The organism is Lihuaxuella thermophila (genome assembly GCF_900110165.1).
GTDB classification, from domain to species: Bacteria; Bacillota; Bacilli; order Thermoactinomycetales; family Thermoactinomycetaceae; genus Lihuaxuella; species Lihuaxuella thermophila.
In genome coordinates this window covers 94138-116164 of sequence record NZ_FOCQ01000007.1, presented here as the reverse complement: position 1 = coordinate 116164, position 22027 = coordinate 94138, and the positions used below count along the sequence as shown (strand labels likewise).

22 protein-coding genes are annotated in these 22027 nt (G+C 49.9%); 12 read left to right on the top strand and 10 right to left on the bottom strand.

What is annotated here, in order from left to right:
- Positions 1-8 precede the first annotated feature (8 nt).
- The 4 genes from BMW55_RS09425 (at position 9) to BMW55_RS09410 (ending at position 4496) form a co-directional block, all read left to right on the top strand.
- Positions 9-992, top strand: coding sequence for an alpha-ketoacid dehydrogenase subunit beta (locus tag BMW55_RS09425; RefSeq protein ID WP_089967877.1), 984 nt, complete (start codon positions 9-11; stop codon positions 990-992).
- 19 nt (positions 993-1011) lie between these two features.
- Positions 1012-2310, top strand: a complete 1299-nt coding sequence (locus BMW55_RS09420) for a dihydrolipoamide acetyltransferase family protein (RefSeq protein ID WP_089967874.1) — start codon at positions 1012-1014, stop codon at positions 2308-2310.
- Between the two features lie 58 nt (positions 2311-2368).
- Complete coding sequence (gene lipB / locus BMW55_RS09415; protein WP_089967872.1) at positions 2369-3031, top strand: lipoyl(octanoyl) transferase LipB; 663 nt, start codon at positions 2369-2371, stop codon at positions 3029-3031.
- A 337-nt stretch (positions 3032-3368) separates the two neighbouring features.
- Positions 3369-4496 (top strand): ZIP family metal transporter, encoded by a 1128-nt coding sequence (locus BMW55_RS09410; protein ID WP_089967868.1) that lies wholly within the window; start codon positions 3369-3371, stop codon positions 4494-4496.
- Positions 4497-4559: 63 nt separating this feature from the next.
- Here the strand turns inward: BMW55_RS09410 and BMW55_RS19365 are convergent, their stop codons facing one another.
- Complete coding sequence (locus BMW55_RS19365) at positions 4560-4736, bottom strand: hypothetical protein (RefSeq protein WP_170839847.1); 177 nt, start codon at positions 4734-4736, stop codon at positions 4560-4562.
- Positions 4737-4838: 102 nt separating this feature from the next.
- Positions 4839-4931, bottom strand: coding sequence for a stressosome-associated protein Prli42 (prli42, locus tag BMW55_RS19940; RefSeq protein WP_170839846.1), 93 nt, complete (start codon positions 4929-4931; stop codon positions 4839-4841).
- A gap of 244 nt (positions 4932-5175) precedes the next feature.
- Here prli42 and BMW55_RS09405 point away from each other — a divergent pair, with 244 nt between their 5' ends.
- The 6 genes from BMW55_RS09405 to BMW55_RS09380 all read left to right on the top strand — a co-directional run bounded on the left by BMW55_RS09405 (position 5176) and on the right by BMW55_RS09380 (position 10864).
- Positions 5176-6825, top strand: a complete 1650-nt coding sequence (locus tag BMW55_RS09405; RefSeq protein WP_089968233.1) for an acyl-CoA mutase large subunit family protein — start codon at positions 5176-5178, stop codon at positions 6823-6825.
- Between the two features lie 12 nt (positions 6826-6837).
- Positions 6838-7248 carry a cobalamin B12-binding domain-containing protein gene (locus BMW55_RS09400; protein WP_089967865.1) on the top strand — a complete coding sequence of 137 codons (411 nt, stop codon included), beginning with the start codon at positions 6838-6840 and terminating at the stop codon, positions 7246-7248.
- On the top strand, positions 7245-7679 hold the full coding sequence (gene mce / locus BMW55_RS09395; RefSeq protein ID WP_089967863.1) for a methylmalonyl-CoA epimerase: 435 nt from the start codon (positions 7245-7247) through the stop codon (positions 7677-7679). Before BMW55_RS09400 ends, mce begins: the two co-directional genes overlap by 4 nt.
- Positions 7680-7694: 15 nt before the next feature.
- A complete protein-coding gene (locus BMW55_RS09390; RefSeq protein ID WP_089968230.1) occupies positions 7695-9236 on the top strand; it encodes an acyl-CoA carboxylase subunit beta in 1542 nt (513 codons plus the stop codon).
- A gap of 17 nt (positions 9237-9253) precedes the next feature.
- Complete coding sequence (locus BMW55_RS09385) at positions 9254-9466, top strand: hypothetical protein (protein WP_089967860.1); 213 nt, start codon at positions 9254-9256, stop codon at positions 9464-9466.
- A gap of 264 nt (positions 9467-9730) precedes the next feature.
- Positions 9731-10864 carry a M20/M25/M40 family metallo-hydrolase gene (locus tag BMW55_RS09380; protein WP_089967857.1) on the top strand — a complete coding sequence of 378 codons (1134 nt, stop codon included), beginning with the start codon at positions 9731-9733 and terminating at the stop codon, positions 10862-10864.
- Positions 10865-10918: 54 nt separating this feature from the next.
- On the opposite strand, the gene BMW55_RS09375 is transcribed toward BMW55_RS09380, so the two are convergent.
- The 3 genes from BMW55_RS09375 to BMW55_RS19000 form a co-directional block, all read right to left on the bottom strand.
- Complete coding sequence (locus BMW55_RS09375) at positions 10919-11737, bottom strand: EcsC family protein (protein ID WP_089968227.1); 819 nt, start codon at positions 11735-11737, stop codon at positions 10919-10921.
- A 94-nt stretch (positions 11738-11831) separates the two neighbouring features.
- A complete protein-coding gene (locus BMW55_RS09370) occupies positions 11832-12473 on the bottom strand; it encodes a hypothetical protein (RefSeq protein WP_089967854.1) in 642 nt (213 codons plus the stop codon).
- Between the two features lie 298 nt (positions 12474-12771).
- Complete coding sequence (locus BMW55_RS19000; protein WP_170839845.1) at positions 12772-12918, bottom strand: Z-ring formation inhibitor MciZ; 147 nt, start codon at positions 12916-12918, stop codon at positions 12772-12774.
- A gap of 155 nt (positions 12919-13073) precedes the next feature.
- Here BMW55_RS19000 and BMW55_RS09365 point away from each other — a divergent pair, with 155 nt between their 5' ends.
- Both BMW55_RS09365 and BMW55_RS09360 read left to right on the top strand, forming a co-directional pair.
- On the top strand, positions 13074-13634 hold the full coding sequence (locus BMW55_RS09365) for an NUDIX domain-containing protein (RefSeq protein WP_425283835.1): 561 nt from the start codon (positions 13074-13076) through the stop codon (positions 13632-13634).
- Complete coding sequence (locus tag BMW55_RS09360) at positions 13625-14815, top strand: endonuclease Q family protein (protein ID WP_089968225.1); 1191 nt, start codon at positions 13625-13627, stop codon at positions 14813-14815. The genes BMW55_RS09365 and BMW55_RS09360 overlap by 10 nt, the downstream gene beginning before the upstream one ends.
- Before the next feature lie 57 nt (positions 14816-14872).
- On the opposite strand, the gene BMW55_RS09355 is transcribed toward BMW55_RS09360, so the two are convergent.
- The 5 genes from BMW55_RS09355 to BMW55_RS09335 form a co-directional block, all read right to left on the bottom strand.
- Complete coding sequence (locus BMW55_RS09355; protein ID WP_139179477.1) at positions 14873-15253, bottom strand: hypothetical protein; 381 nt, start codon at positions 15251-15253, stop codon at positions 14873-14875.
- A gap of 151 nt (positions 15254-15404) precedes the next feature.
- Entirely contained in the window at positions 15405-15854 is a 450-nt protein-coding gene (locus tag BMW55_RS09350; protein ID WP_425283834.1) for a disulfide oxidoreductase, read from the bottom strand.
- Between the two features lie 383 nt (positions 15855-16237).
- Complete coding sequence (locus BMW55_RS09345; protein ID WP_089967842.1) at positions 16238-16627, bottom strand: DUF2512 family protein; 390 nt, start codon at positions 16625-16627, stop codon at positions 16238-16240.
- Positions 16628-16735: 108 nt separating this feature from the next.
- Positions 16736-17362: a hypothetical protein gene (locus BMW55_RS09340; RefSeq protein WP_139179476.1), complete on the bottom strand. Its 627-nt coding sequence runs from the start codon at positions 17360-17362 to the stop codon at positions 16736-16738.
- A 192-nt stretch (positions 17363-17554) separates the two neighbouring features.
- Positions 17555-21880 carry an alpha amylase N-terminal ig-like domain-containing protein gene (locus tag BMW55_RS09335; protein ID WP_244527511.1) on the bottom strand — a complete coding sequence of 1442 codons (4326 nt, stop codon included), beginning with the start codon at positions 21878-21880 and terminating at the stop codon, positions 17555-17557.
- Between the last annotated feature and the right edge of the window lie 147 nt (positions 21881-22027).

Here is a 22027-nt window from a genome sequence, read left to right as displayed (position 1 = left end):
GAACATTTATGCCAGTCATTTCCTATATTGACGCTGTGACACAAGCTCTCATGGAAGAAATGAAACGCGATCCGCGCGTGTTTGTGCTTGGAGAAGACGTAGGTGTGCGCGGCGGTGTGTTCCGTGCAACCGTAGGCCTGATCGAAGAGTTTGGGGAAGATCGCGTCCTGGATACTCCGTTGACGGAATCGGCCATCGCCGGGGTTGCGATTGGGGCTGCCGCTTATGGTATGCGCCCGGTGGCTGAAATGCAGTTCGCTGATTTCATCATGCCGGCGGTCAACCAAATCGTCAGCGAAGCGGCCAAGATTCGTTACCGTTCCAACGGAACCTGGAGCTGTCCGCTCGTGATTCGTGCCCCGTACGGCGGAGGCGTCCATGGCGCTCTTTATCACTCACAAAGCGTGGAAAAGATTTTCACCGGTGTTCCCGGCCTGAAAATCGTGATGCCATCTACCCCTTATGATGTAAAAGGTCTTTTAAAATCTGCGATTCGTGATGAGGATCCCGTCCTCTTCTTTGAACATAAACGCTGTTACCGTTTGATTAAAGGTGAGGTTCCCGTCGAAGACTACACGGTTCCCATCGGCAAAGCGGAAGTGAAACGGGAAGGTACGGATGTGACGGTCATTTCGTATGGGCTGACGCTCCATTTTGCCCTGCAGGCGGCGGAACAGTTAGCCAAAGAAGGAATCAGCGTTCATGTACTGGATTTGCGCACATTGATCCCGCTCGATAAGGAAGCGGTATTGGAGGCGGTGGCCAAGACAGGAAAAGTGCTCATCGTCCATGAAGACAATCTAACCGGCGGATTTGGCGGTGAGGTGGCTGCGGTGATCGCCGAAGAAGCATTCTTTGAATTGGATGCGCCGATTAAGCGCCTCTGCGGTCCCGATGTTCCCGCAATGCCCTACAGCCCGCCGTTGGAAAAAGAGTTTATGCTGAATCCTGAAAAAATCGCCAAAGCGATTCGTGAATTAGCAGAGTTCTAAGTATTGAAGGAGGATATCCATGGCAACCGACATTAAAATGCCGCAGTTGGGGGAGAGCGTCACGGAAGGCACCATTGCCAAATGGTTGAAAAAGCCGGGTGACCCCGTTGCCAAATACGAACCCATCTGCGAAGTGGCGACAGATAAGGTAAACGCGGAAGTCCCTTCCACCATTGAAGGAACCATGGTGGAAATCATCGCTGAAGAAGGATCCACGGTAGAAGTAGGCCAGCTCATCTGCCGGATTGAAGAAGCGGGAGCGGCTCCGGAGAAGGCAGCAGATCAGCCGGAGGCAAAAACGGAAGAAGCGGAAACCCCGCCGGCCGCCGCTGAAGAAGCGGGGGAAACCTCGATGAAAGCCCGCTATTCACCCGCCGTGTTGCGCCTGGCCCAGGAAAACAACATCGATCTCAGCAAAGTTCAAGGGACAGGAAAAGGTGGGCGCATCACCCGCAAAGATGTGTTGAAGGCCATTGAAACGGGCGCAGCGACCGCAGCAGCACCGACACCTGAGAGAGCGGAAAGGAAAGCGGAAGCTGCTCCGGAACCCGTTTCTCCGGTAGCGAAACCGACCATCGCCCCGGTGAAACCGGCACCGGCTGCAGCCGGTATCACGCTGGAAAACGGTGATACGGAAGTTCCTGTTTCCAGTGTCCGCCGCACGATTGCCCAGCGGATGGTGATGAGCAAACACGAAGCCCCGCATGCATGGACGATGATGGAAGCGGATGTGACCGGTCTGGTGGCTCTCCGCAACCGGCTCAAAGATGAGTTTAAGAAGCGCGAAGGAGTCAGCTTAACCTTCATGCCGTTCTTTATCAAGGCTGTAGTCGACTCTTTGAAAGAATTCCCGTACTTGAATTCAGTCTGGGCAGAGGACAAAATCATTCTCAAAAAGCGGATCAATATCTCCATCGCGGTTGCGACGGATGAGGCCCTTTATGTGCCCGTCATTCATGATGCGGATGAGAAAAGCATCCTGGGGCTGGCGAAAGCGGTTCATCAGTTGGCCGAAAAAACCCGTGCCGGAAAACTGGAGCTCAAGGACATGCAAGGCGGCACCTTTACCGTCAACAACACCGGCTCGTTCGGTTCCATCGCTTCCACCCCCATTATCAACCATCCGCAGGCAGCGATTCTCTCTTTTGAAGCGATTGTGAAACGGCCGGTAGTCAAGGACAATATGATCGCGGTCCGTGATATGATGAATCTCTGTCTCTCTTTGGATCACCGGATTCTCGACGGCCTCATGGCAGGGCGTTTCCTGAAACGGGTGAAGGAACGCCTGGAGGCCTATGGACCGGACACGCAAATTTAATTCCGTATAGATTGAGGCATCCTTTTGGGGTGCCTTTCGTCATCAGGGGGGAAGAAATATGTTTGCAGTGGAGCGCCTGGGAAAAGTTCCTTATATGGAAACCTGGGATAAACAAAAAGAGCTGGTGAAACAGATTGACCAGGGCCTCATCCCCAATCAATTATTGCTTCTCGAACATCCTCACACCATTACGATGGGGCGGGGGAGCCATGTGGAAAATCTGCTGTTTTCCAAGGAGCAGTACGAACAACAGGGAATCCGGGTCGTGGAGATTGACCGGGGAGGGGATGTCACCTACCACGGACCCGGTCAGCTGGTCGGTTACCCCATTTTCTTTCTGGGAGAGGGAAACTACGACGCCCACTCTTATTTGCGAAGTTTGGAGGAAGTGCTCATCCGGACTTTAAAGCACTGGGGAATTGAAGCGGGCCGAAAAGAACCTTATACCGGTGCCTGGGTAGGGGATGTGAAAATCGCCGCCATCGGAGTGAAGTTTAACCGTGGGCGCACGCGCCGGGGGTATATCACCAGCCATGGATTTGCTTTAAACGTAAATACGGATCTTCGTTATTTCAACATGATTATTCCCTGCGGCATACAGGAGTATGGAGTCACCTCCATGGAAAAGCTGTTGGGACAAAAAGTGGATCTGAATGAAGTGATGGATCAGGTGGTCAAATCCTTTCAAGATGTGTTCGGATGGGATTTGGTAAAAAATTAAACAATCAAGAATTAAAAAGCGGTATCGGGACAAAGCTCCGATACCGTTTTCTTGCTTCGCTTTCCAACGGGTAAGGGACCAAATCCCGCAACGATCCGGGTCCCGGAGATGCCCGAAAAAGTGACAACCTTCTAACGAACGTGTGAAGAGAATGGGCGCTTTTCCTGTAATACTGGCAAAATAATCCGGAAGAGCCATAGCCGTTGGGAAAGTTATGAGATAAAATACCGATAAATTCTGACAGTCGTTACAGCGGTTGAATCATGGATGGTCTCTTTCGGAAATTTGGTTAACATTCTGGATTTCCTGGCTTTTTGTTCACAAGGGAGGAAATCGGATGACAAATGCTCTGGGCTGGACTTTGTTGGCAGCTCTTGGTTATGTGGTCGGAGGGTGTGTGGTCTGGTTCAAAAAGGACTGGTCCGCGCGCAGTTTATCCTTGCTGGTGTCTGTCAGTACAGGACTGTTATTGTCCGTGGCGGTCGGAGGGATGATTCCCCACGCTTTATCTGAGAATCCCGCCCAGGCTCCTTGGATTCTGGTCGGGATGTTAACCGCTTTCGGCTTTCAACGCTGGCATACGCACCGGAAAAAAACAGATGAAAAGAAAGTGGTCATCTGGAGTGCATGTTCCGGGATGGGAATCCATTCTTTTTTTGAGGGCATGGCGATGGGCGCAGGTTTTCACGCCGGTCCCCAATTCGGTTTTTCCGTTTTGTTGGCGATCTTGTTGCACAAAATACCAGAAGGATTGGCCATCTCTACCCTGGCCATGTCGGGATTTCAAGAGCGCAAAAAAGCAACTGCGTCTGTTTTGATCCTGGCGCTCGCCACGATTCTGGGAACGGGAACAGCCGTATGGATCGCCAAACTTTCGTGGATGCATGCGGAATGGTCAGCGATAGCTCTTTTGTTTTCCGCAGGGGTACTTCTCTATATAGCCGGGACGGAACTTTGGCCGGTTGTGAACCGGGCGAAATACCCGGGAAGTGCCTTCTGCTTGTTGTTGACCGTTTTCTTTTATTATCTGCTGGGGTGGACGGGATCGCTGCTCTCCCCTGGCGACCATCACTCCGGTCAAACTGCTCAGAACCACTCATCTCATACAGACGGCCATCATCATGCGTCAGTCCCTGTGGAAATTCCCGAAGGAACCCCGGTTCCGGCGGTACGCCTCCATGTCAGCAAGGATTCGGAATCAGGCTGGAATCTTCATGTTCAAACCGAACATTTCCGGTTCGCTCCTGAAGCGGTCAATCAACCCGGCCGGATGGGCGATGGGCATGCTCACCTGTTTGTAGACGGGAAAAAATGGGCCCGTCTGTATGGGCCATGGTATCATTTGGGAAAGTTGCCGCCCGGAACCCATCAGATCCGCGTCCAGCTGAACTCCAATCAACATGCTCCTTTGGTTTACAAGGGCAAAACGATTGAAGATTCGGTGATGATCGAAGAGGAGAAATGAAATCGCTTAAAAAAAGAGAAAGGCTTCCATTTCACCGGAGTGATGGTGATGGAAGCCTTTTTTTTACTGGATCCCCACAAACATATCGTACAGTGCGAGCAATGTGACTCCGACAACGCCCAGGGTAAAAACCCCTCCGATGATAAAACCGGGTTTGTTTCCGGTCTTTTTGTTGTAAATCGTACCCCAGACCGAAAAAATGCTGATAAGTACTAGAAGTGGTACCATAAAGTATTCCATAGATTCTTACACCTGCTTTCCAAGTTCGTCCCGCGCATCCAGCGCTTCCATTTAATAAGTATAATCAATTCACGGAACAAAAAACAAACTCATTCATGAAGATTATAGGAAGAAAGATGCTCCAGAGGCGATGGTGGTGACGACCAAAGCAAAAAGAATCACATAAATGACGACTTTTATCCAGGCCCGTTTCAAAGGGATCTCACCTCAACACCCTATTTTACAGGACATAGCTTGAACTGTCCACAAATGTTGGATTTCGAAAAAACAGTCCAAACAAGTGTAATATTTGTTATATTAAAAAGTGAAAGCGTTTTATTTATGTCAGTTGAGGATATGGATCGATCCACTTGAATGGGGTTTTTGATCCCTAAAAGCCAGGAAATGTGAATAGATATGGTTAGGCACAAAACCTGTACGAGAGGAGACCATAGCAATGATGAATGAATCTCAGGATGCACGGTATCAAAAGTGGGAAGAGAAAACCCGCAGATTGCTGGAAAAGTCTCCGGAACGAAAAGAACGGTTTGAAACCCTGTCCGGAATTGAAGTGAAACGCTTATACAACAGGGGAAAAAGCGTGGAAGAGATGGACGAACAGGTGGGGTTGCCAGGCGAGTATCCTTATACCCGGGGAATCCATCCGACCATGTATCGAAGCCGGTATTGGACCATGAGGCAATATGCCGGTTTTGGCTCTGCCGCTGAGACGAATAAACGGTTTCGCTATTTGCTGGAGCAGGGGCAAACGGGCCTGAGTGTCGCCTTTGATTTGCCTACGCAGATCGGTTATGACTCCGATGACCCGATGGCTTTGGGAGAAGTCGGCAAAGTGGGCGTAGCGATCGATTCGCTCAAAGATATGGAAAAGCTGTTTGAAGACATTCCCCTGGATCAGGTGAGCACTTCCATGACCATTAACGCACCTGCTGCCGTTTTGCTGGCCATGTATATCGCCGTGGCAGAAAAACAGGGAGTTCAACCGCACCAAATCAGGGGAACGATTCAAAATGATATTTTAAAAGAATATATTGCCAGAGGAACTTATATTTTTCCTCCCCAGCCTTCGATGCGGCTGATTACCGATATCTTCGCCTACTGTGCAGAACATGTGCCCAAATGGAATACGATCAGCATCAGCGGTTACCACATTCGTGAAGCCGGTTCGACTGCCGTTCAGGAAGTGGCATTTACGCTGGCCAATGGGATTGCCTACGTTGAAGCGGCCATTGCCGCAGGGCTCCATGTGGATCAATTTGCTCCGCGCCTTTCGTTTTTCTTTAACGCCCATAACCACTTTTTTGAGGAAATTGCCAAGTTTCGAGCCGCCCGCCGCCTGTGGGCCAAAATCATGAAAGAGCGTTTCCGTGCATCGAACGAGCGCTCGTTACAGCTGCGCTTCCATACCCAGACCGGCGGCTCCACATTGACGGCGCAACAGCCGGACAACAACATTGTGCGGGTGACGCTGCAAGCGCTTGCAGCAGTGCTGGGAGGAACCCAGAGTTTGCACACCAACGCCAGGGATGAAGCTTTGGCCCTGCCGACAGAGGAGTCCGCACGCATTGCCCTCCGCACGCAACAGATTATTGCTTATGAAAGCGGTGTGGCCGATACGGTGGACCCGCTCGGGGGTTCGTACTATATCGAAGAGTTGACGGATGCCATTGAGAGAGAGGCTCTTCGCTATATTGAAAAAATAGACGAGATGGGAGGCGCGGTACAGGCTGTCGAACAAGGGTTTATGCAGCGGGAAATCCATCGGGTGGCCCTGGAGACACAGCGAAAAATCGAAGCGGGAACCGAAATCGTGGTGGGCGTCAACCGGTTCTGCATTGAAAACGAAGTTCAACCGCAAATCATGCGGATGGATCCTGAACTGGCCAAGAGACAGATGGAAGAACTGAGACAGGTTCGGGCCAACCGTGACCAGGAAGAAGTGAAGAGCAAACTGGCCCGGTTAAAACGTGCGGCGGAAGGGACAGATAACCTGATGCCCCATATTCTTGAAGCGGTGAAATCGTATGCCACTGTCGGCGAGATTTGCAATGCCTTAAGAGAAGTTTTTGGAGAGTATCAACCGGTATAGGGGTGGATGTTGATGAATCGACCGATTCGCGTATTGATTGCCAAACCCGGCCTCGACGGGCATGATCGGGGAGCGCTCATTATCGCCCAGGCACTCAGGGATGAGGGGATGGAAGTGATCTACACCGGCCTCCGTCAATCCCCGGCCCAGATTGTGGCCACAGCCATCCAGGAAGATGTCGATGTGATCGGGTTGTCCTGTTTATCGGGCGCTCATAATGAATTGTTCCCGGAAGTGGTCCGCTTGTTGAAAGAGAACCGGGCGGATGACATTATCGTCATCGGCGGCGGCGTCATTCCGCAAGAAGATATCGTCTATTTAAAAGAACAAGGGATTGCCGAGATATTTACGTCCGGCACCACGACCAAAGAGACCGCCGATTATATCCGTCAAGCGGTTGGGGCAAGGGAGGCAAAAGCATGACCCGGGGAAACGCACCCAGGAAAATCAGTCATATCGGCATCGCGGTCCAAAACCTGGAAGCCTCGATCAAATGGTACCAGGATGTGCTGGGGCTCCCTTTTGAAGGGATCGAGACCGTGGAAAGCGAGCATGTGCGGGTTGCCTTTTTCACCATCGGAGAAAGCAGGATTGAACTCCTCGAACCCACTTCAGAAGAGAGTGCGATTGCCAAATTTTTAGCCAGACACGGCGAGGGAATCCATCATATTGCGTTTGAAGTGAATGGCCTGACAGAGCGTCTCCAACAGCTTTCTGAAAAGGGGGTACGCCTGATCCATGACAAACCCAAACGCGGGGCTCACCAGATGAACATTGCTTTTTTGCATCCGAAGTCGACCGGCGGGGTGCTGATGGAGCTGTGTGAACCGGTCAAATCAGAAGAAAAGGAGTAGGAGATTCAAATGGACATGTACCAAAAGATCGAACAATTATCCGAACGTCGGCGCAAAGTGGAACAAGGCGGGGGAGAAATGCGCATTCGCGCGCAACACAAACGCGGAAAATTGACAGCCAGGGAACGGATCGATTTGCTCCTGGATGAAGATACCTTTGTGGAATTAAATCCGTTTGTCGAGCACCGGGCCACCCATTTTGGAATGGATCGAATGGACGCCCCGGGGGAAGGTGTGGTGACGGGTTACGGAAAAATCCACGGCCGGCTGGTATATGTTTTTGCCCAGGATTTTACCGTGTTCGGGGGCGCGCTGGGAGAAATGCACGCCCTGAAAATCGCCCGGGTCATGGATCTGGCAGCCAAAAACGGCGCCCCGATTATCGGGCTGAATGATTCCGGCGGCGCGAGGATTCAGGAGGGTGTTGTGTCGCTGGACGGGTATGGTCACATCTTTTACCGCAACTCCATCTATTCCGGAGTGATCCCGCAGATTTCCGTCATTATGGGGCCCTGTGCGGGGGGAGCCGTCTACTCGCCCGCCATCACCGATTTTGTGTTCATGGTCGAGAACACCAGCCAGATGTTCATCACCGGTCCCAAAGTGATTGAAGCGGTGACGAAAGAAGTGATCTCCACGGAAGAGCTGGGTGGGGCCCGTCTCCATTCCAGTGTGAGCGGAAATGCCCATTTCACGGCTCCGAGCGAACCCGAAGTTCTGGAGCAGGTGCGGCGTCTGTTAGCCTTTTTGCCGCAAAACAATGTGGAAGATCCGCCCCGTGTGTTTGTGAAAGAAGATGACGGATGGATCGACGAGCTGGCGGAAGTGGTGCCGGTGGAAGGAACCAAGGTTTACGATGTGCGGAAAGTAATCCATCTGATTTTGGATAACGGTGATTTCATGGAAGTGCATGAACAGTTTGCACGTAATATCGTGGTCGGCTTTGGCCGCATCGGGGGACAAACGGTGGGGATTGCCGCCAATCAGCCGAAAGTGATGGCCGGATGTCTGGATATCGACTCATCGGATAAACTGAGCCGCTTTATCCGTTTCTGCGATTGTTTTAACATCCCGATCATCACCTTTGTCGATGTGACCGGTTTCCTTCCCGGTGTGAACCAGGAACATCGCGGGATCATCCGCCACGGGGCCAAGATTTTGTACGCTTATTCGGAAGCGACGGTGCCCAAGATCACAGTGATTCTCCGCAAAGCTTTTGGCGGGGCGTATGTGGCTTTAAACAGTAAAGCGATCGGAGCCGACTTGGTTTATGCATGGCCCAGCGCCGAAGTGGCAGTGATGGGAGCGGAAGGGGCTGCCAACATCATTTTCAGCCGCGAGATTGAAGAAAGTGAAGATCCGGAAGCCACCCGGCAGGCAAAAATCCAAGAGTACAGAGAAAAGTTTTCCAACCCTTATGTGGCTGCCGCTCACGGCATGGTGGATGATGTGATCGACCCCAGGGAAACGAGAGCCAAATTGAAGAGTGCCCTGGAAATGCTCCGCAATAAACGCGAAAGCCGTCCGGCGAAAAAGCACGGGAACATACCGCTGTAAGGAAAGAGGTGTGCGGGATGGCTTTGATGGTTGGATGCGACTTGCGCAGTTCATCACAAGAATGCGGGTTCTCTTCACGGCACGTCACTTTTATCCGGGGTCCGAGGGATCTTTCCCCCTGGCGCGAAGCGGGTCGACGTGAACTGTTGACCCGGAAGGAACGCATTGAAAAACGGAATTGGAAGAGAAGTGATCCGGCGACACCGCAAAAAGAATGGAGCAAAAAATAACCCCGATCCTACAAAAATGCTTCAGAATATAAAGGTTTCCTGATCACTTCCTCTTGAAGGAAAAACAGCCGTTTCTGAACGAAGCAGAAACGGCTGTTTTGATGGGTGAATGAAGTAGTAGATTTATGGCGGATGAGCATACTATAGTAAATAATGACAGTTTAACCAGTGTTTTTATTGAATAAAGATCGGGTTGCAGGACGTTTGGAGATTTTTGTTGTAAAATAAATAGGTGTATTTTGAAAGCTGAATGGAGGATCTCAATTGATTAACGAACAACGCCTCATAGACGAATTTATAGAACTAGTAAAAACAGACAGCGAAACCGGCGATGAGAGAGAGATCTGCGATCTTCTGAAGGAAAAACTGGCGGCGCTCGGACTCCAAGTGGTCGAAGACGATTCCGCAGAGAAGACGGGCCATGGCGCCGGAAACCTCGTCGCCACCTTGCAAGGCACGATTGATGATGCCCCGACGGTTTACTTTACCTGCCATATGGATACTGTGGCTCCCGGTAAGGGAGTTAAACCATCGATTCAGGATGGATATATCGTTTCGGACGGAACCACGATTCTGGGCAGTGACGACAAAGCCGGACTGGCCGCTCTGCTGGAAGGCATTCGCATCCTTCAGGAGCAAAAGATTCCTCACGGCACCATCCAGCTGATCATTACCGCTGGTGAAGAGTCCGGTCTGCTGGGTGCCCGTCACTTGGACCGGAGCCTGATCCATGCCGACTTCGGCTTTGCTCTCGATTCCAACGGACCGGTCGGAGAGATCATCACTTCAGCTCCGTCTCAGGTGAAAATTTTGGCTACCATTTACGGCAAAGCAGCCCATGCCGGCGTGAATCCTGAAGATGGGATCAGCGCCATCCAAGTGGCCAGCCGGGCCATTTCCAAAATGCCCCTGGGACGCATCGATGAAGAAACAACGGCCAATATCGGCAGATTCCAGGGAGGCACGGCCAGCAATGTCGTTCCTGAACGGGTGGAAATTCTCGCTGAAGCGCGCAGCCGCGATGAACAAAAGCTGAAGGCCCAGGTGGAGAAAATGGTGCGCGCATTTCATGAAGCGGCCGAAGAGTTTCACGCAAGAGCGGAAGTGGAAACCGTCACCCTTTATCCGGCTTTTAAATTCGATGAATCCGATTTGGTTGTGCAAAAAGCGATTGCCGCAGTGAAGCAAGTAGGGCGGGAACCCAAGATCGGGGCGAGCGGCGGGGGCAGTGACGCCAACGTGATCGCTGGTTACGGCATTCCGACGGTCAACCTGGGGATCGGCTATGAAAACATTCATACGACCAGTGAACGCATGCCGGTTGCCGAACTCATCAAAACGGCGGAATTGGTGTTGGCATTGGTAAAAGAATGCGCCAAAGTGGAAGCGGTTGTTTAGGCGTGAAGGAAAACATAGAATCAAGCCGGTCTCCAATGAGAACCGGCTTGATTTTTACCCGTTTTGGGTATTTTTCTCCATTTCTTCCAGTTTATCCAATATTCTGCGTTTGCGATAAAGCATCATGCCCGCTTCCGCTACTTCTTCGATGGTGGATCGGTTGATCCAGGCACCAAAAAGAATTCCGATCACCGGGACGAGTTGAAAAAGTTTTTTCCATCCGTAATTATCCCGGTAGGTGGCGATCACTTCGCGCCAGCCTTGCAACCGGGAGATGGATTCCCGCTCCCCGTTTTTCGTGTGGAATTGGGATAAATCTTTTAAGATGGCCTGTTTGCCGACGAAATCGGAAGAAGCAAATTGCAGGCATTTCACCACAAAGATGCGTTCATTCTTTTCTTTTGGATCATAACCGTAGGTCAGTGCCATTTCCTGTAAAACTTTTAAAGACAGGCCGAGCAGTGCCGGGATGTCGATCGCCAGGGTGAATATCCCTCCAAACCCTGTTGTGGCCCCTTGCATGGTGGCAAATTGGGTACGCGAGTCTTTCAGTTTGGCCGCCACTCGATCCATGGTTTGAAGAGGAAGAGAAGCCACATCCTCCAGACTGAGTGGATCGGAAGACGCGTTGGCCACCGAGAGTTGCGTTAAAATATTTTCTTCACTTATCAAATATTGCCCCCCTGTTTGTATGTAACCTCCAATTTCATCCAGGATCTTCCCGAGAACCTCATGCACAATATTCGGAGTGATCTTATCCAAAACGGCGAATGGAATTCGGCCGATTTTCTCCCAGAACCAGAGGTCTTTTTGTTCTTCTTCCCACTGGTGAATCTTTTCCAGTTCAGACAGGAGGAACTCTTTGTTCTCAATTTGGAAAGCTGCGTTCAAAGCATGTTCACCTCCAAAAATAAATTTCTATGGTGAGATGCAAAAACCTGCTCATCTTTTTAAATGCGCTGTGAATTCATGATTCCTGTATTGTCCCGATTATTTCCCTTTGTTGAAAACCGTCTGTCCATCTGTTTTCATCCGCGTCCGATTTTGCAGACGAAACCGCGCTTTCCTGAGATGTGAGCATCTGTTTGGCCGTTTGGTACGATTGGATGATCAAATCCAGCTTCCGTCCATCATCAGGTGAAAGCTGTCCTTTCATTTGATATCTGAGTGACTCCAATTCCGCCAAGCGGAAGGCGAGATGGTTAACTTCCATTCGTCGGATCATCTCGATTGGTGTCGGCGCTATATGTATTTCTCTTTTGATTTCATGGAAGTTCATTTTTTGTTCCTGATAATGCTTGATCTTACACAGCGTGCGGAATTGAACCCCGTCTGACCCTTTGTGTGGCCCGATATTGGTCAGCTCGATCAAATCTTTTTCCACCAGGCGCATCAACGCTCTTCGAATGGTAGATCTGGTGATATCCAGCAATCTCTCTAACTGGCGGTAGGAAATAATCCAGCTCCCTTTTGGAATCGGCACTTGGAATTCTTCATGAAGGGTGTCTTCCGAAGCAGCCAGCCGCACCAACTCAAAATATGTATGACGTTCGCGCGGGGTCAGGCTGTCCAGCACCTCCTGATGAAGCATGTATTCGCGTGGTTGCATCGAAGGACTCCTTTCCTCTAACGATGGAATATGATCTTGATAAATAATTTCCTACTCTCAATATATAAAAAAATCCCCGATCGTGTGGAGATGGGCAAAGTAAAGAGCATGTGGTTGAACGGGTTACTCAAGAAGGTCCACAGATGGGGATTGAGCTTCTAAAGAATCAGGAGAGCCCGGGTTCGGCGGAACTGAAAGGAGCGGATCCGTACCGACATGGGCTGCACAATCGATCGAACCATATCCAACGCTATGAATCGTTATTACAGCAAAATCCCCGGGAACAAGTTGGGATCCTTTAATTTTTGCGCTGCCGCTTCCATTTTTGCAGGTATATAAATTGTTGCAGGGTGATCGGCCGCTTGGACCAGGCTTTGAGGAATGCGCGGATCTGCCAAACTTTTCCCGACATGCGCAAACTCGTGTCGCTGATCTCTACATTCATAGAAACGCCCTCTCCTCTCAGGCTCATTTTGGTATCAGTGTTTCCAGCTCCTCTCTTTTGGAATACGCATCGTTTGAATAAAATATGCGAGCATTTGTTTTAGAAAAAACGTACGGAGTCAGGTATAATGAGAAAATGACAGCCGCCGACGAGGAGTGACGCACGTGATCCGCTTAGAAGAGAAAACTATAAAAAGTGAAACGATCTTTGAGGGCAGAGTGGTCCGCTTGCAGATTGACCAGGTGGAGTTGCCGAACGGGGAAACATCCACCCGGGAGATCGTGAAACATCCGGGTGCCGTCAGTGTGATGGCGGTAACAAATGAGAATAAACTGGTCTTGGTTCGTCAGTTTCGCAAACCGCTGGAAAAAACCATTTTGGAGATTCCGGCGGGAAAATTGGAGTCGGGCGAAGATCCCATCGATTGCGCTTTCCGTGAACTGGAAGAGGAGACCGGTTACCGGGCCGCCGAGATGCAGCATGTATATTCCTTTTACACATCCCCCGGTTTTGCCGATGAGTACTTACACCTGTATCTGGCCAAAGGGTTAACCAAAGGGAAGAATCAACCGGATCAGGACGAATTTGTGGAGTTGGTTGAGCTCACTCTGGAAGAGTGCCTGGACAAGATCGCTGAAGGGGATATCTGTGACGCCAAAACGGTGGCCGCTGTCCTGTTGTGGCAGAACCGGACACTGAGAGGACGATCCGGTTGAATTCTGTATTTGCCGACCTGCATATTCACATCGGAAGAACGGAAAGCCATTTGCCCGTTAAAATCACCGCTGCCCGCAATATGACCTTTGAACAGATCGTGCGGGAATCGTATCACCGCAAAGGAATCCAGATGATCGGAATTATCGATGCCCAGTCCCCTCCGGTGCAGGAGGAGATCCGGCGGGGGCTCCGGTCGGGGTTGTACAAAGAGCATCCTGACGGGGGCATCGTTTACAGGGAAACCACCTGCATTTTGGGGGCGGAGATTGAGATTAAGGAGCCGGGTATGGGAGCGGCCCATGTTCTCTGTTATTTCCCCACCCTGGAAAGGATCAGCCGTTTTACGGAGTGGTTGGGCCAACATATGAAAAATGTGCAACTCAGCACCCAGCGTTTGTACCGCCCCGCGTCATCTTTGCAGGAAAAAGTGGCCGAGCTGGACGGAATACTCATTCCCGCCCATGTCTTTACTCCTTTTAAAAGCGTCTACGGCAGCGCGACTGACCGGATGGGGAAACTGCTTGACCTAGACGGAGTAGCCGGGGTAGAACTGGGCCTCAGTTCTGACAGCACGCTTGCCGACCATTTGTCCGAATTGGAGCGTTTTACCTTTGTCACCAACTCCGATGCTCACTCGCTCGCCAAAATCGGGCGGGAGTATAATGAACTCATGGTCAAAGAAGCGAGTTTTACAGAATTAAAATTCGCTTTGTACCGGCAGGAAGGAAGAAAGGTGGCGGCCAATTACGGATTGGACCCGAGGCTGGGCAAATATTATCGCACCCGTTGCCTCCAGTGCCAACAGTTATGGCCGGCCGATCCGGAAATACGGTGTTGTCCGAATTGCGGAAGTGAGAAAAAGGTAAAAGGAGTGCGCGACCGCATCATGGACATCGCTGACCGCGAGCTGTGCCATCCCGCTCACCGCCCGCCGTATATTTACCAGGTGCCCCTGGAATTTATCCCCAAACTGGGCAAGAAGACGCTGGATCATTTACTAGCTGCCTTTGGCACCGAAATGAATGTGTTGCACCATGTCCCGCTGGACGATATTGCCAGAACAGCGAACCGTGAAATCGCCAGGCAGATCGGATTGGCCAGAGAACAACGCCTTGAATTGGAAGAAGGCGGCGGGGGTGTGTACGGGAAGGTAAAATCATCAAAGCCGAACGAAGGCTGAACGGAAACAAACGAAGGAGCAACTGCCGACACTCTCTCCGTCGGGTTGCTCCCTTTATTACAACTTGGCACCTGCTTTTTCCAGCAAAGCATAAGCTTCATCATAACGCTTGGGATCGGTAAAAACGGTGAGACAAACATCCTCGGGAGTGTTAAAGCCACTTCCCCCTGCCATCGCGCTGGCGTCCGGATGGGCGGCGGCCAAAATATTATAGTCGTTGTTACGGTTGGGACTGCCGAGGGTGCTGGTGGTCAGGGAAATGGCTTGGTTGGTAAACGGGTTTTCAAAATCATCATCAAAGTCATGGTGATTTCCGCCTGACATGGGGGAAAACCGGTCGATTTGAAGATCGTTAAATCCGTGGTTTTTCAGCTCTTCCGCCGCTTTTTGCGCTGCTTCGATCGTACGGAAATAGCCGAAGATGTATTTTTCCGCCATCTCAATCATCAGCTCCTTTGTCTTTTTTAATTTGAATCCGAAGCGCAAATTTATTCTTCCGGTTTGCAAAACACTCCTCAATGAAAGAAAAAACCTGGCATTTTCACCCAAATGCCAGGTTTTTCAATCGATATCGACCCAACGTTCTTATCTAGTCCTTCTGTACTTTCGACGCGCTCCATAACAAGAGTGAAATCAGGATAAATGCCGTAAGAGCGAGCACCGGGATGGTGATGAAACCAAACCAGTGAATATAATCCAGATGACAGGGAACGCCAACCGTGCAGGGGGAAATGTTGGCGAGCCCCGGTATGTTTTGCAACAAGACATGATAAAGCGAAATCAAGCCTCCCACAATGGTTAGCGGGTAGATATAGGGGATGATGGAACGGTCATCCCGGTAGCTGGCGATTCCCAGCAGGAACACGAGCGGGTACATGAAAATTCGCTGAAACCAGCAGAGCGTACAGGGAATATACCCGGCGATCTCGCTGAAATACAGGCTTCCCCCCGTAGCGACAAGCGAAACGATCCAGGCAAAATAGAGCGAATAGGCTTGAAAAGCTCGGATAAAAGATGAATTTTTGTTCATGCCAGTCATGACTCCAACCATTTCCATGTGATTTTTTTATTACCAGACTCCAAACCTTGCTTTACCAGTTTACCATGACCCGGGCCGTCGTTACAGATGGAATGTCAGATCTTTTCATTCAACCTTCCGATTCATGACCCCATAATCCACATCTCCCGGATCCATTGAAGAACAAGAGCGGGTTCACCATTTTTGAACCGTGATCATTTCTTGAGGGAAAGGAAATTCGTGAGGATCACAGGACCATTTTGTAATCTGATTTTGCAGATGACAAAAAAGGCACTTGTCCAAGTAATGAGGATGCCAGCCTGACTTTCGGTCACTTTCAAACCAGCCTCAGCACCTGAACAGTGCCTCTTTTTTATGCTCGAATCTTCGTTTTTGAGATGGGACTAGGGATTCGTTTCCTTCACATCGGTATCACGTTGCAGGTATCGATGGAAAAACCATTCGGCCACACTGATGGCGATCGCCCCGATCGTGGATGCTTCAAAGAGGGGCATTGCATCCCGCTTATAATAATAGGTACCGATATCCGTATCAAAAAAATATGTACCGATCAACCAGATGACGGTGAAGCTTAGCAGCAAATCGGTCAGAGTGGAAAATACATTACCGATGCGCGGCAGTAAATATACATCAGCCAGATAGCCCGCGATCGTCAGGACAACCGTTGTCAATAAAACATCTGTATACGATACCCGGTAAAACAACCCCAATATTAAATAAAGAGTAATGCCAGTAAGCAAAAATTTGATCAATAAAGCAGAGGTGTGTCTCATTCATCTTTACTCCTTGCTTATTTGATATTCAGACTTATTCTTGCACTGAATAGGATCAGGTATACATAAACGGAAATAAGCATGGAGTTTCATTTGTTTGGTTGCATCTTAGGTTAATTTTTTCAGGTACAGAGTGATATGGAAGATACCCTTCAGAGAGTCCCAAAAAGTTGGATTCTCTTTCTCCTTTTTCGGTTGGTTGGCAGCCGGTCGCCGATTTTCCGGCTTCGGGTCGTTCGTTTTTGGATCTGTCGGCTGTAAAGCTTCAGGTTGTGTATCTGGCTTGCGTTCCGTCGCCGTCCCAGGCGGTTTGTCCGTGTTTGCAGAAGGAAGATTGGTTCTTTGCGGTTCCAAAGTAGATGCTTCGCTTTGTTTTTGATTTGGCTCTTCCGCTGGAACTGATCGATTTGATTCATTTGCGCGGTCCGGAGATTCAGGTTGTCGCTTGTGATCAGGAGCATCCGGCATGCCAGTCTGGTCAGGATTTACGATTTCTGAAACAGGATATACCTTGTTTTTTGAGTCTTCATCGGTTTCAACCGGGTAGTAGGCATAGATGATCGAGAAGATGGCAACCAGTGCAACAAAGATTCCCGTCACATACCAGAGTATGTATGAGTTCAGCTTTTTTTTGACTTTTCGTTTCGGGAACGAATGATCGAAGGGAGTATGATCAGGATTTCTCATAATCTGACCAAACCTCCTGAAATGTTTGAATGAAAGATCATGTAACATACATGATTGTCATTTCCAATCGTTCATGTCTGAATATTTTTTGGTTTCCTCTTTTTCTCAAACATTGTTTAAAAGAGTATATGTTTACAGTACATTTCTTTTATTAAGTTTTGTTTTCCGGTTTGTTAAGAATATTTAATACAAACAAGCCTTTCCTCGAATCCGGGAAAGGCTTAGGGTGAATGGATGCTTCTAATTTTTATAAATCGTGAAGGTGAGATCTTTTGTATTCTTGGCAATCGCTCCGGCATCGTTTCTGAAGATGGCCGTTTTGTTTTCTTCAGAAGGTTCGATGTGGATATTGAAGGTGTTTGGTCCTGATTTTAAAGGAACGGTGTGGGAGAAGCTCATATCTTCCCGGATGGGAACGGATTCGCCATTGATGGTGAGCACCCCTTCTTTGATCGCAGTTCCTTTGAGGGTGAGGGTGTCTGACGTGACGGTTTGTCCGTCGGTATGAGAAGTGATGACGACGGGTTGATCGATCCAGCGCAAGATATTATCCTGAACAATCATCCGGTTGTCTCCCTGATTGTTGACGACGATCTGCAGGTCGGTTCCCGGTGCTCCGTATCCGTAATAACTGACATCATCATCACTGGGATTGTTTGGCGTATGGTCAGCCAGCCCTTCCTGATCCCAGGAGGCGTTTTTGACGTATTTATACGTTATCACTTCCCCTTCGAGCGCTTCGATGGTGTATTCATAGTCATTCGTTACCGCTCCGGCTCTCGTCATTTCCCATGCCCCGGTGTTCCATCCGTTTTTACTGGACGGAATGGTAATGTTCACATCCTGTGGGGTGTAGTCGGGGACATGTACCTTGAAGGTCACTTTGACTGTTACAAGATCAGGCGTGACACTGACCGTATTGGAAGTGACCGCATTGCCATACTGATCGAAGATCTTCACTTGGTAGCGGTAAAGAGTGCCATTGGTTACATCGGTATCTTTGTAAGTGGTTTGGTTTGTGTCAAAAAGCTGAGCGATCGTTTTTCCATTCCGGATCACGGCGATCATATAGGGATCTTTGCTGTTTTGTACCGTCCAGGTGAGGTTGACTTGTCCGGATTCCCGGGTGGGCTGCTTTAATGTGACGCCGTCTGCGGGCGGTGATGTATCCTCTGCTTTGCCGATTGTGACCGATTTGCTTTCACTTCTCAGCCATGTGCGTCCCAGATCGGCAGAGAAAGCATACCGGTACTCATAAGTTCCGGGTGTAACCGGTAAAAACTGCGCGGAAAAGCGGTTAAATTCATTGTTTTGCCCCGTATACACGGCGGGGTGGGAAATCCATTCCTCCGTCTCAGGTTCTTTGACTTCCAGTTTGGCGATCAAACCCTCAGCCTGGCTTTTTTCCGTGGCTCCGGCGATGAAGATCTCCCCGGAAACCACTTGTTGTTTCGATAAATCCAGTGTGGCCTCCTCCAGCTGGGTGATATTTTGAATGTTAGTATTCTCCGGAGACAGCTTGACATGGGGGATTACCGCCTCCCTGGTTGCGGTTTTGAGCGATTCATTTTGCTCCTTGTCGACAGCGGTGACGGCGAAATAGTATTTGCGCCCGTTATTCAACCCATGGATGGTGATGTTTGTTTGGTTGGTCACGGCTACTTTGCGGTAGAGAGCGCCGCTGACCGTCGTCTGGTAAATATGATAGGATTTGGCGTTGCCGTTCCACTTTAACGTGACGGAATGGTCACCTTCGAAAGCCGTTAAGTTGGATACAGCCTTGGGCAGCCGGATATTTTGCCCTTTGCCGGAGACCATCATGCGCCCGCTCATCGGCAGAAGGGTGAGAGAGAGCTTTCCGTCCGCCGTTGTCGCTTTGTAGCTTTTGTCCAATTGGTCTGTAAGCAGAACGTGGTTTCTCACCAGCTCTTTAACGTCGAGTTGAACCGTTTTTGTCCGGTTGCCGCGGTTGACGGCGACGATGGCAATCTGTTTGCCGTTGTGGCGCGCGTACACCAGTACATCCTCTTTGGCATAGAGGGGGATGAGTTTTCCGTAAGCAAAAAGCTGCTTATATTCGTTTCTAATGTTGCCGATTTTTTGGTAGTGCCTGATGAGATCCCGGTTCTCTTTGCCCCACGGATAGGTTCTCCGGTTATCAGGGTCCTTTGAGCCGGTCAGGCCCGCTTCATCTCCATAATAAATGGTAGGAGCACCCGGATAGCCCATTTGAATGATCGAAGCCAGTTTCAGGCGTTGCAGGCCCAGTTGGTGATTGTATTTTTGATCGTGTTCGGCGCGTTCATAAGAGTCAGTGCCGTTGCCCAGGATAAAAGCAGCCCGGGGGGTATCATGCGAACCGAGCAGGTTCATCAAGGCGTAAAAGGCTTCGGGTGGGTAATCTTCCTGCACCGCGCGAAGTTCTTCAGCCGCGCGCTCGGCATTTCCATTCTTTAAGTAATCGAGAATCGCATTTCTGAACCGGTAGTTCATCACGGAATCAAACAGATCGCCCAGGAAATATTGGGAAGCGTCATCCCAGATTTCCCCGAGAATCAGCGGTTCTTTTTTCGGGTCTTTTTTCAGCTCTTTGCGGAATTCACGCCAAAAATCCGGGTCCACTTCGTTGGCGACATCGAGGCGCCATCCGGAAGCACCCCGGTCCAGCCAGGTTTTGGCCACAGAATCGTCGTCATAGAAGATGTAATTGGCAAACTTCCGGTTATTGAGTTCCGAATCGCGGCCGGTCGATGAACCGGGAACGGACTTGATTTCCGGAAGTGAATCAAATCCCCACCAGGCCTGGTATTTGTATACGCCATTTTCCTTTTTGTTTTCGATGTTGAACCAGTTGTGGAAGCCATAGGGACTGAACTCTTGACCTTCAGCAATGAGCTGCTTTTCGACCTGTTTTTTCGCTTCTGCTTCGTTGATCCCCCTGTTCACCAGGTCATATATCCGCGACCAGTATTCGTAGGCTCCGACCGTTTTGTATTTGCCGTAACGGTCGAAATACACGGAGTCGTCACCCGTGTGGTTAAAGACGCCGTCCAGGATCAGGCGCATGTTTCGTTTCTTCAATTCGCGGACAAATGCCTGAAATTCCTCAGGTGAACCAAACATGGGATCTAAGGTCTTATAGTCGGTCGCATCATATTTATGGTTGGAAGCCGCTGAGGCAATGGGATTCAGGTAGAGGGTATTCACACCCAGAGATTGCAGATAATCCAGTTTTTGCTGAATTCCTGTGATGTCGCCCCCAAAAAAGTCATTGCTCCAAATCCCGTCCCCGTCATATCCCTCGCTTTCTTTTAAACGGGGATTGTCGGGCAGCTGATCCCATTTACGATGTTCAACGGGTTCACTCCCGCGGGCAAATTTTTTGGCTGTATCATTTTGTTTGTTTCCATTGGAAAAACGATCCGGAAAAATTTGATAGACGACTGCTTCTTTCATCCAGTCCGGCGTCTGGTATCCGGGATCATAAACCGTTAATTGGAACAGCGCCGCCTGGTTGTCGACTGCGCTCCCGGTATGGCCCTGTTTGGCGTCTTCCCCGTATTCTTTAACTGCGTTCCCGTCCCTGACGATAAATTTATATCCATACACGCCTTTTTCCGCAGGCTGAACCGTTGCTTCCCAAAATTCGGCCTGTTTGCCGTTCAGTTCGGTCCAGCCTGTATTTTCCATCTCAACGTTCATGCTTTTACCGGTGTTCAGGTTGCGGAGCATCACCTGGGCCCGGGATAGATCCCCTTTTTTACTTTGCAGGCGAAGCTTCACTTTTTGTCCGGCTTTGACGGCGCCAAACGGGGAGCGGTAAAGCTCGTCCCACGTGTCATGATAAAGTTCATTGATTTGAATCTGGCCGTCCGGCACGCCGGGATCGTAATCGGTGTAAACAGCTTTGCTCTCATGGTTATAGAAAAAAGTGATTTCCGTCTCCTTCCAAACGTTCAGCACGAAGTTTTCGGAAGGGTAAGCAGGCGCTTCCCAACTGTTTCCGAGCACGATTTTAAATTCATGTTTCCCTTTGGGAACGGTGGCGGTGTAAGTGTAAATATTGTCGTGGTCGTTGTCTTCCAGGAACGCGGTCGACTCGGCGGGGGACCACTCGCTGCCTGCTCCGATGTCCGGTTGAATGTCACCCACGATCCGGGGCTGCTGCTCTTTGGAGAGAGGAATCGGGACAGTCACGAGATGAGTGGTGTCGTTATAAATGAAGGTAACAGTCATTTCACGCTCCAGCGTCAGCTGGTAGTTAGGTCCGTTTGGTTCGCCCCCGGCTCCGTAGTTTTCGTCCCAGGAGCCATTGATGGCAATTTTGTACTCATAGGTTCCGGCAGGAAGAGCGCCTGTGAGCCGGTAGGTTCCGTCTTCGTGCCTGGTCATCACTGTTTTGGGGTCAGCCGGATTCCATTCTTCAGAGCCGCCCAGCTCATCCTGCAAGTTTCCGACCAGGGTGACGGTTCGTTCCTCTGCATGAACGGGAACCCTGATTAATGCAACCGTTTGCACCAAAAGCAAAAAAATAATGCTTAAGACAACAATCTTTTTTCCTCTCAAATGTTCTACCCCCTTCAAAAAATCCTCGGAATGGTGAAAGCGTTTGCGCAGATTCATATTTATTTATATCATACTCGCTCCCTATTATCAAAATATTTTATCCAGACAGAAAATAGTCGTTTCTAAAAGGAAGGAGAGTTCATTACA

Coding starts and splice junctions, on each gene's coding strand:
- BMW55_RS09425 (WP_089967877.1), top strand. CDS start 9: ATGCCAGTCATTTCCTATATTGACGCTGTGACACAAGCTCTCATGGAA.
- BMW55_RS09420 (WP_089967874.1), top strand. CDS start 1,012: ATGGCAACCGACATTAAAATGCCGCAGTTGGGGGAGAGCGTCACGGAA.
- lipB (WP_089967872.1), top strand. CDS start 2,369: ATGTTTGCAGTGGAGCGCCTGGGAAAAGTTCCTTATATGGAAACCTGG.
- BMW55_RS09410 (WP_089967868.1), top strand. CDS start 3,369: ATGACAAATGCTCTGGGCTGGACTTTGTTGGCAGCTCTTGGTTATGTG.
- BMW55_RS19365 (WP_170839847.1), bottom strand. CDS start 4,736: ATGGAATACTTTATGGTACCACTTCTAGTACTTATCAGCATTTTTTCG.
- BMW55_RS09405 (WP_089968233.1), top strand. CDS start 5,176: ATGAATGAATCTCAGGATGCACGGTATCAAAAGTGGGAAGAGAAAACC.
- BMW55_RS09400 (WP_089967865.1), top strand. CDS start 6,838: ATGAATCGACCGATTCGCGTATTGATTGCCAAACCCGGCCTCGACGGG.
- mce (WP_089967863.1), top strand. CDS start 7,245: ATGACCCGGGGAAACGCACCCAGGAAAATCAGTCATATCGGCATCGCG.
- BMW55_RS09390 (WP_089968230.1), top strand. CDS start 7,695: ATGTACCAAAAGATCGAACAATTATCCGAACGTCGGCGCAAAGTGGAA.
- BMW55_RS09385 (WP_089967860.1), top strand. CDS start 9,254: ATGGCTTTGATGGTTGGATGCGACTTGCGCAGTTCATCACAAGAATGC.
- BMW55_RS09370 (WP_089967854.1), bottom strand. CDS start 12,473: ATGCAACCACGCGAATACATGCTTCATCAGGAGGTGCTGGACAGCCTG.
- BMW55_RS19000 (WP_170839845.1), bottom strand. CDS start 12,918: ATGAATGTAGAGATCAGCGACACGAGTTTGCGCATGTCGGGAAAAGTT.
- BMW55_RS09355 (WP_139179477.1), bottom strand. CDS start 15,253: ATGGCGGAAAAATACATCTTCGGCTATTTCCGTACGATCGAAGCAGCG.
- BMW55_RS09350 (WP_425283834.1), bottom strand. CDS start 15,854: ATGACTGGCATGAACAAAAATTCATCTTTTATCCGAGCTTTTCAAGCC.
- BMW55_RS09345 (WP_089967842.1), bottom strand. CDS start 16,627: ATGAGACACACCTCTGCTTTATTGATCAAATTTTTGCTTACTGGCATT.
- BMW55_RS09340 (WP_139179476.1), bottom strand. CDS start 17,362: ATGTTACATGATCTTTCATTCAAACATTTCAGGAGGTTTGGTCAGATT.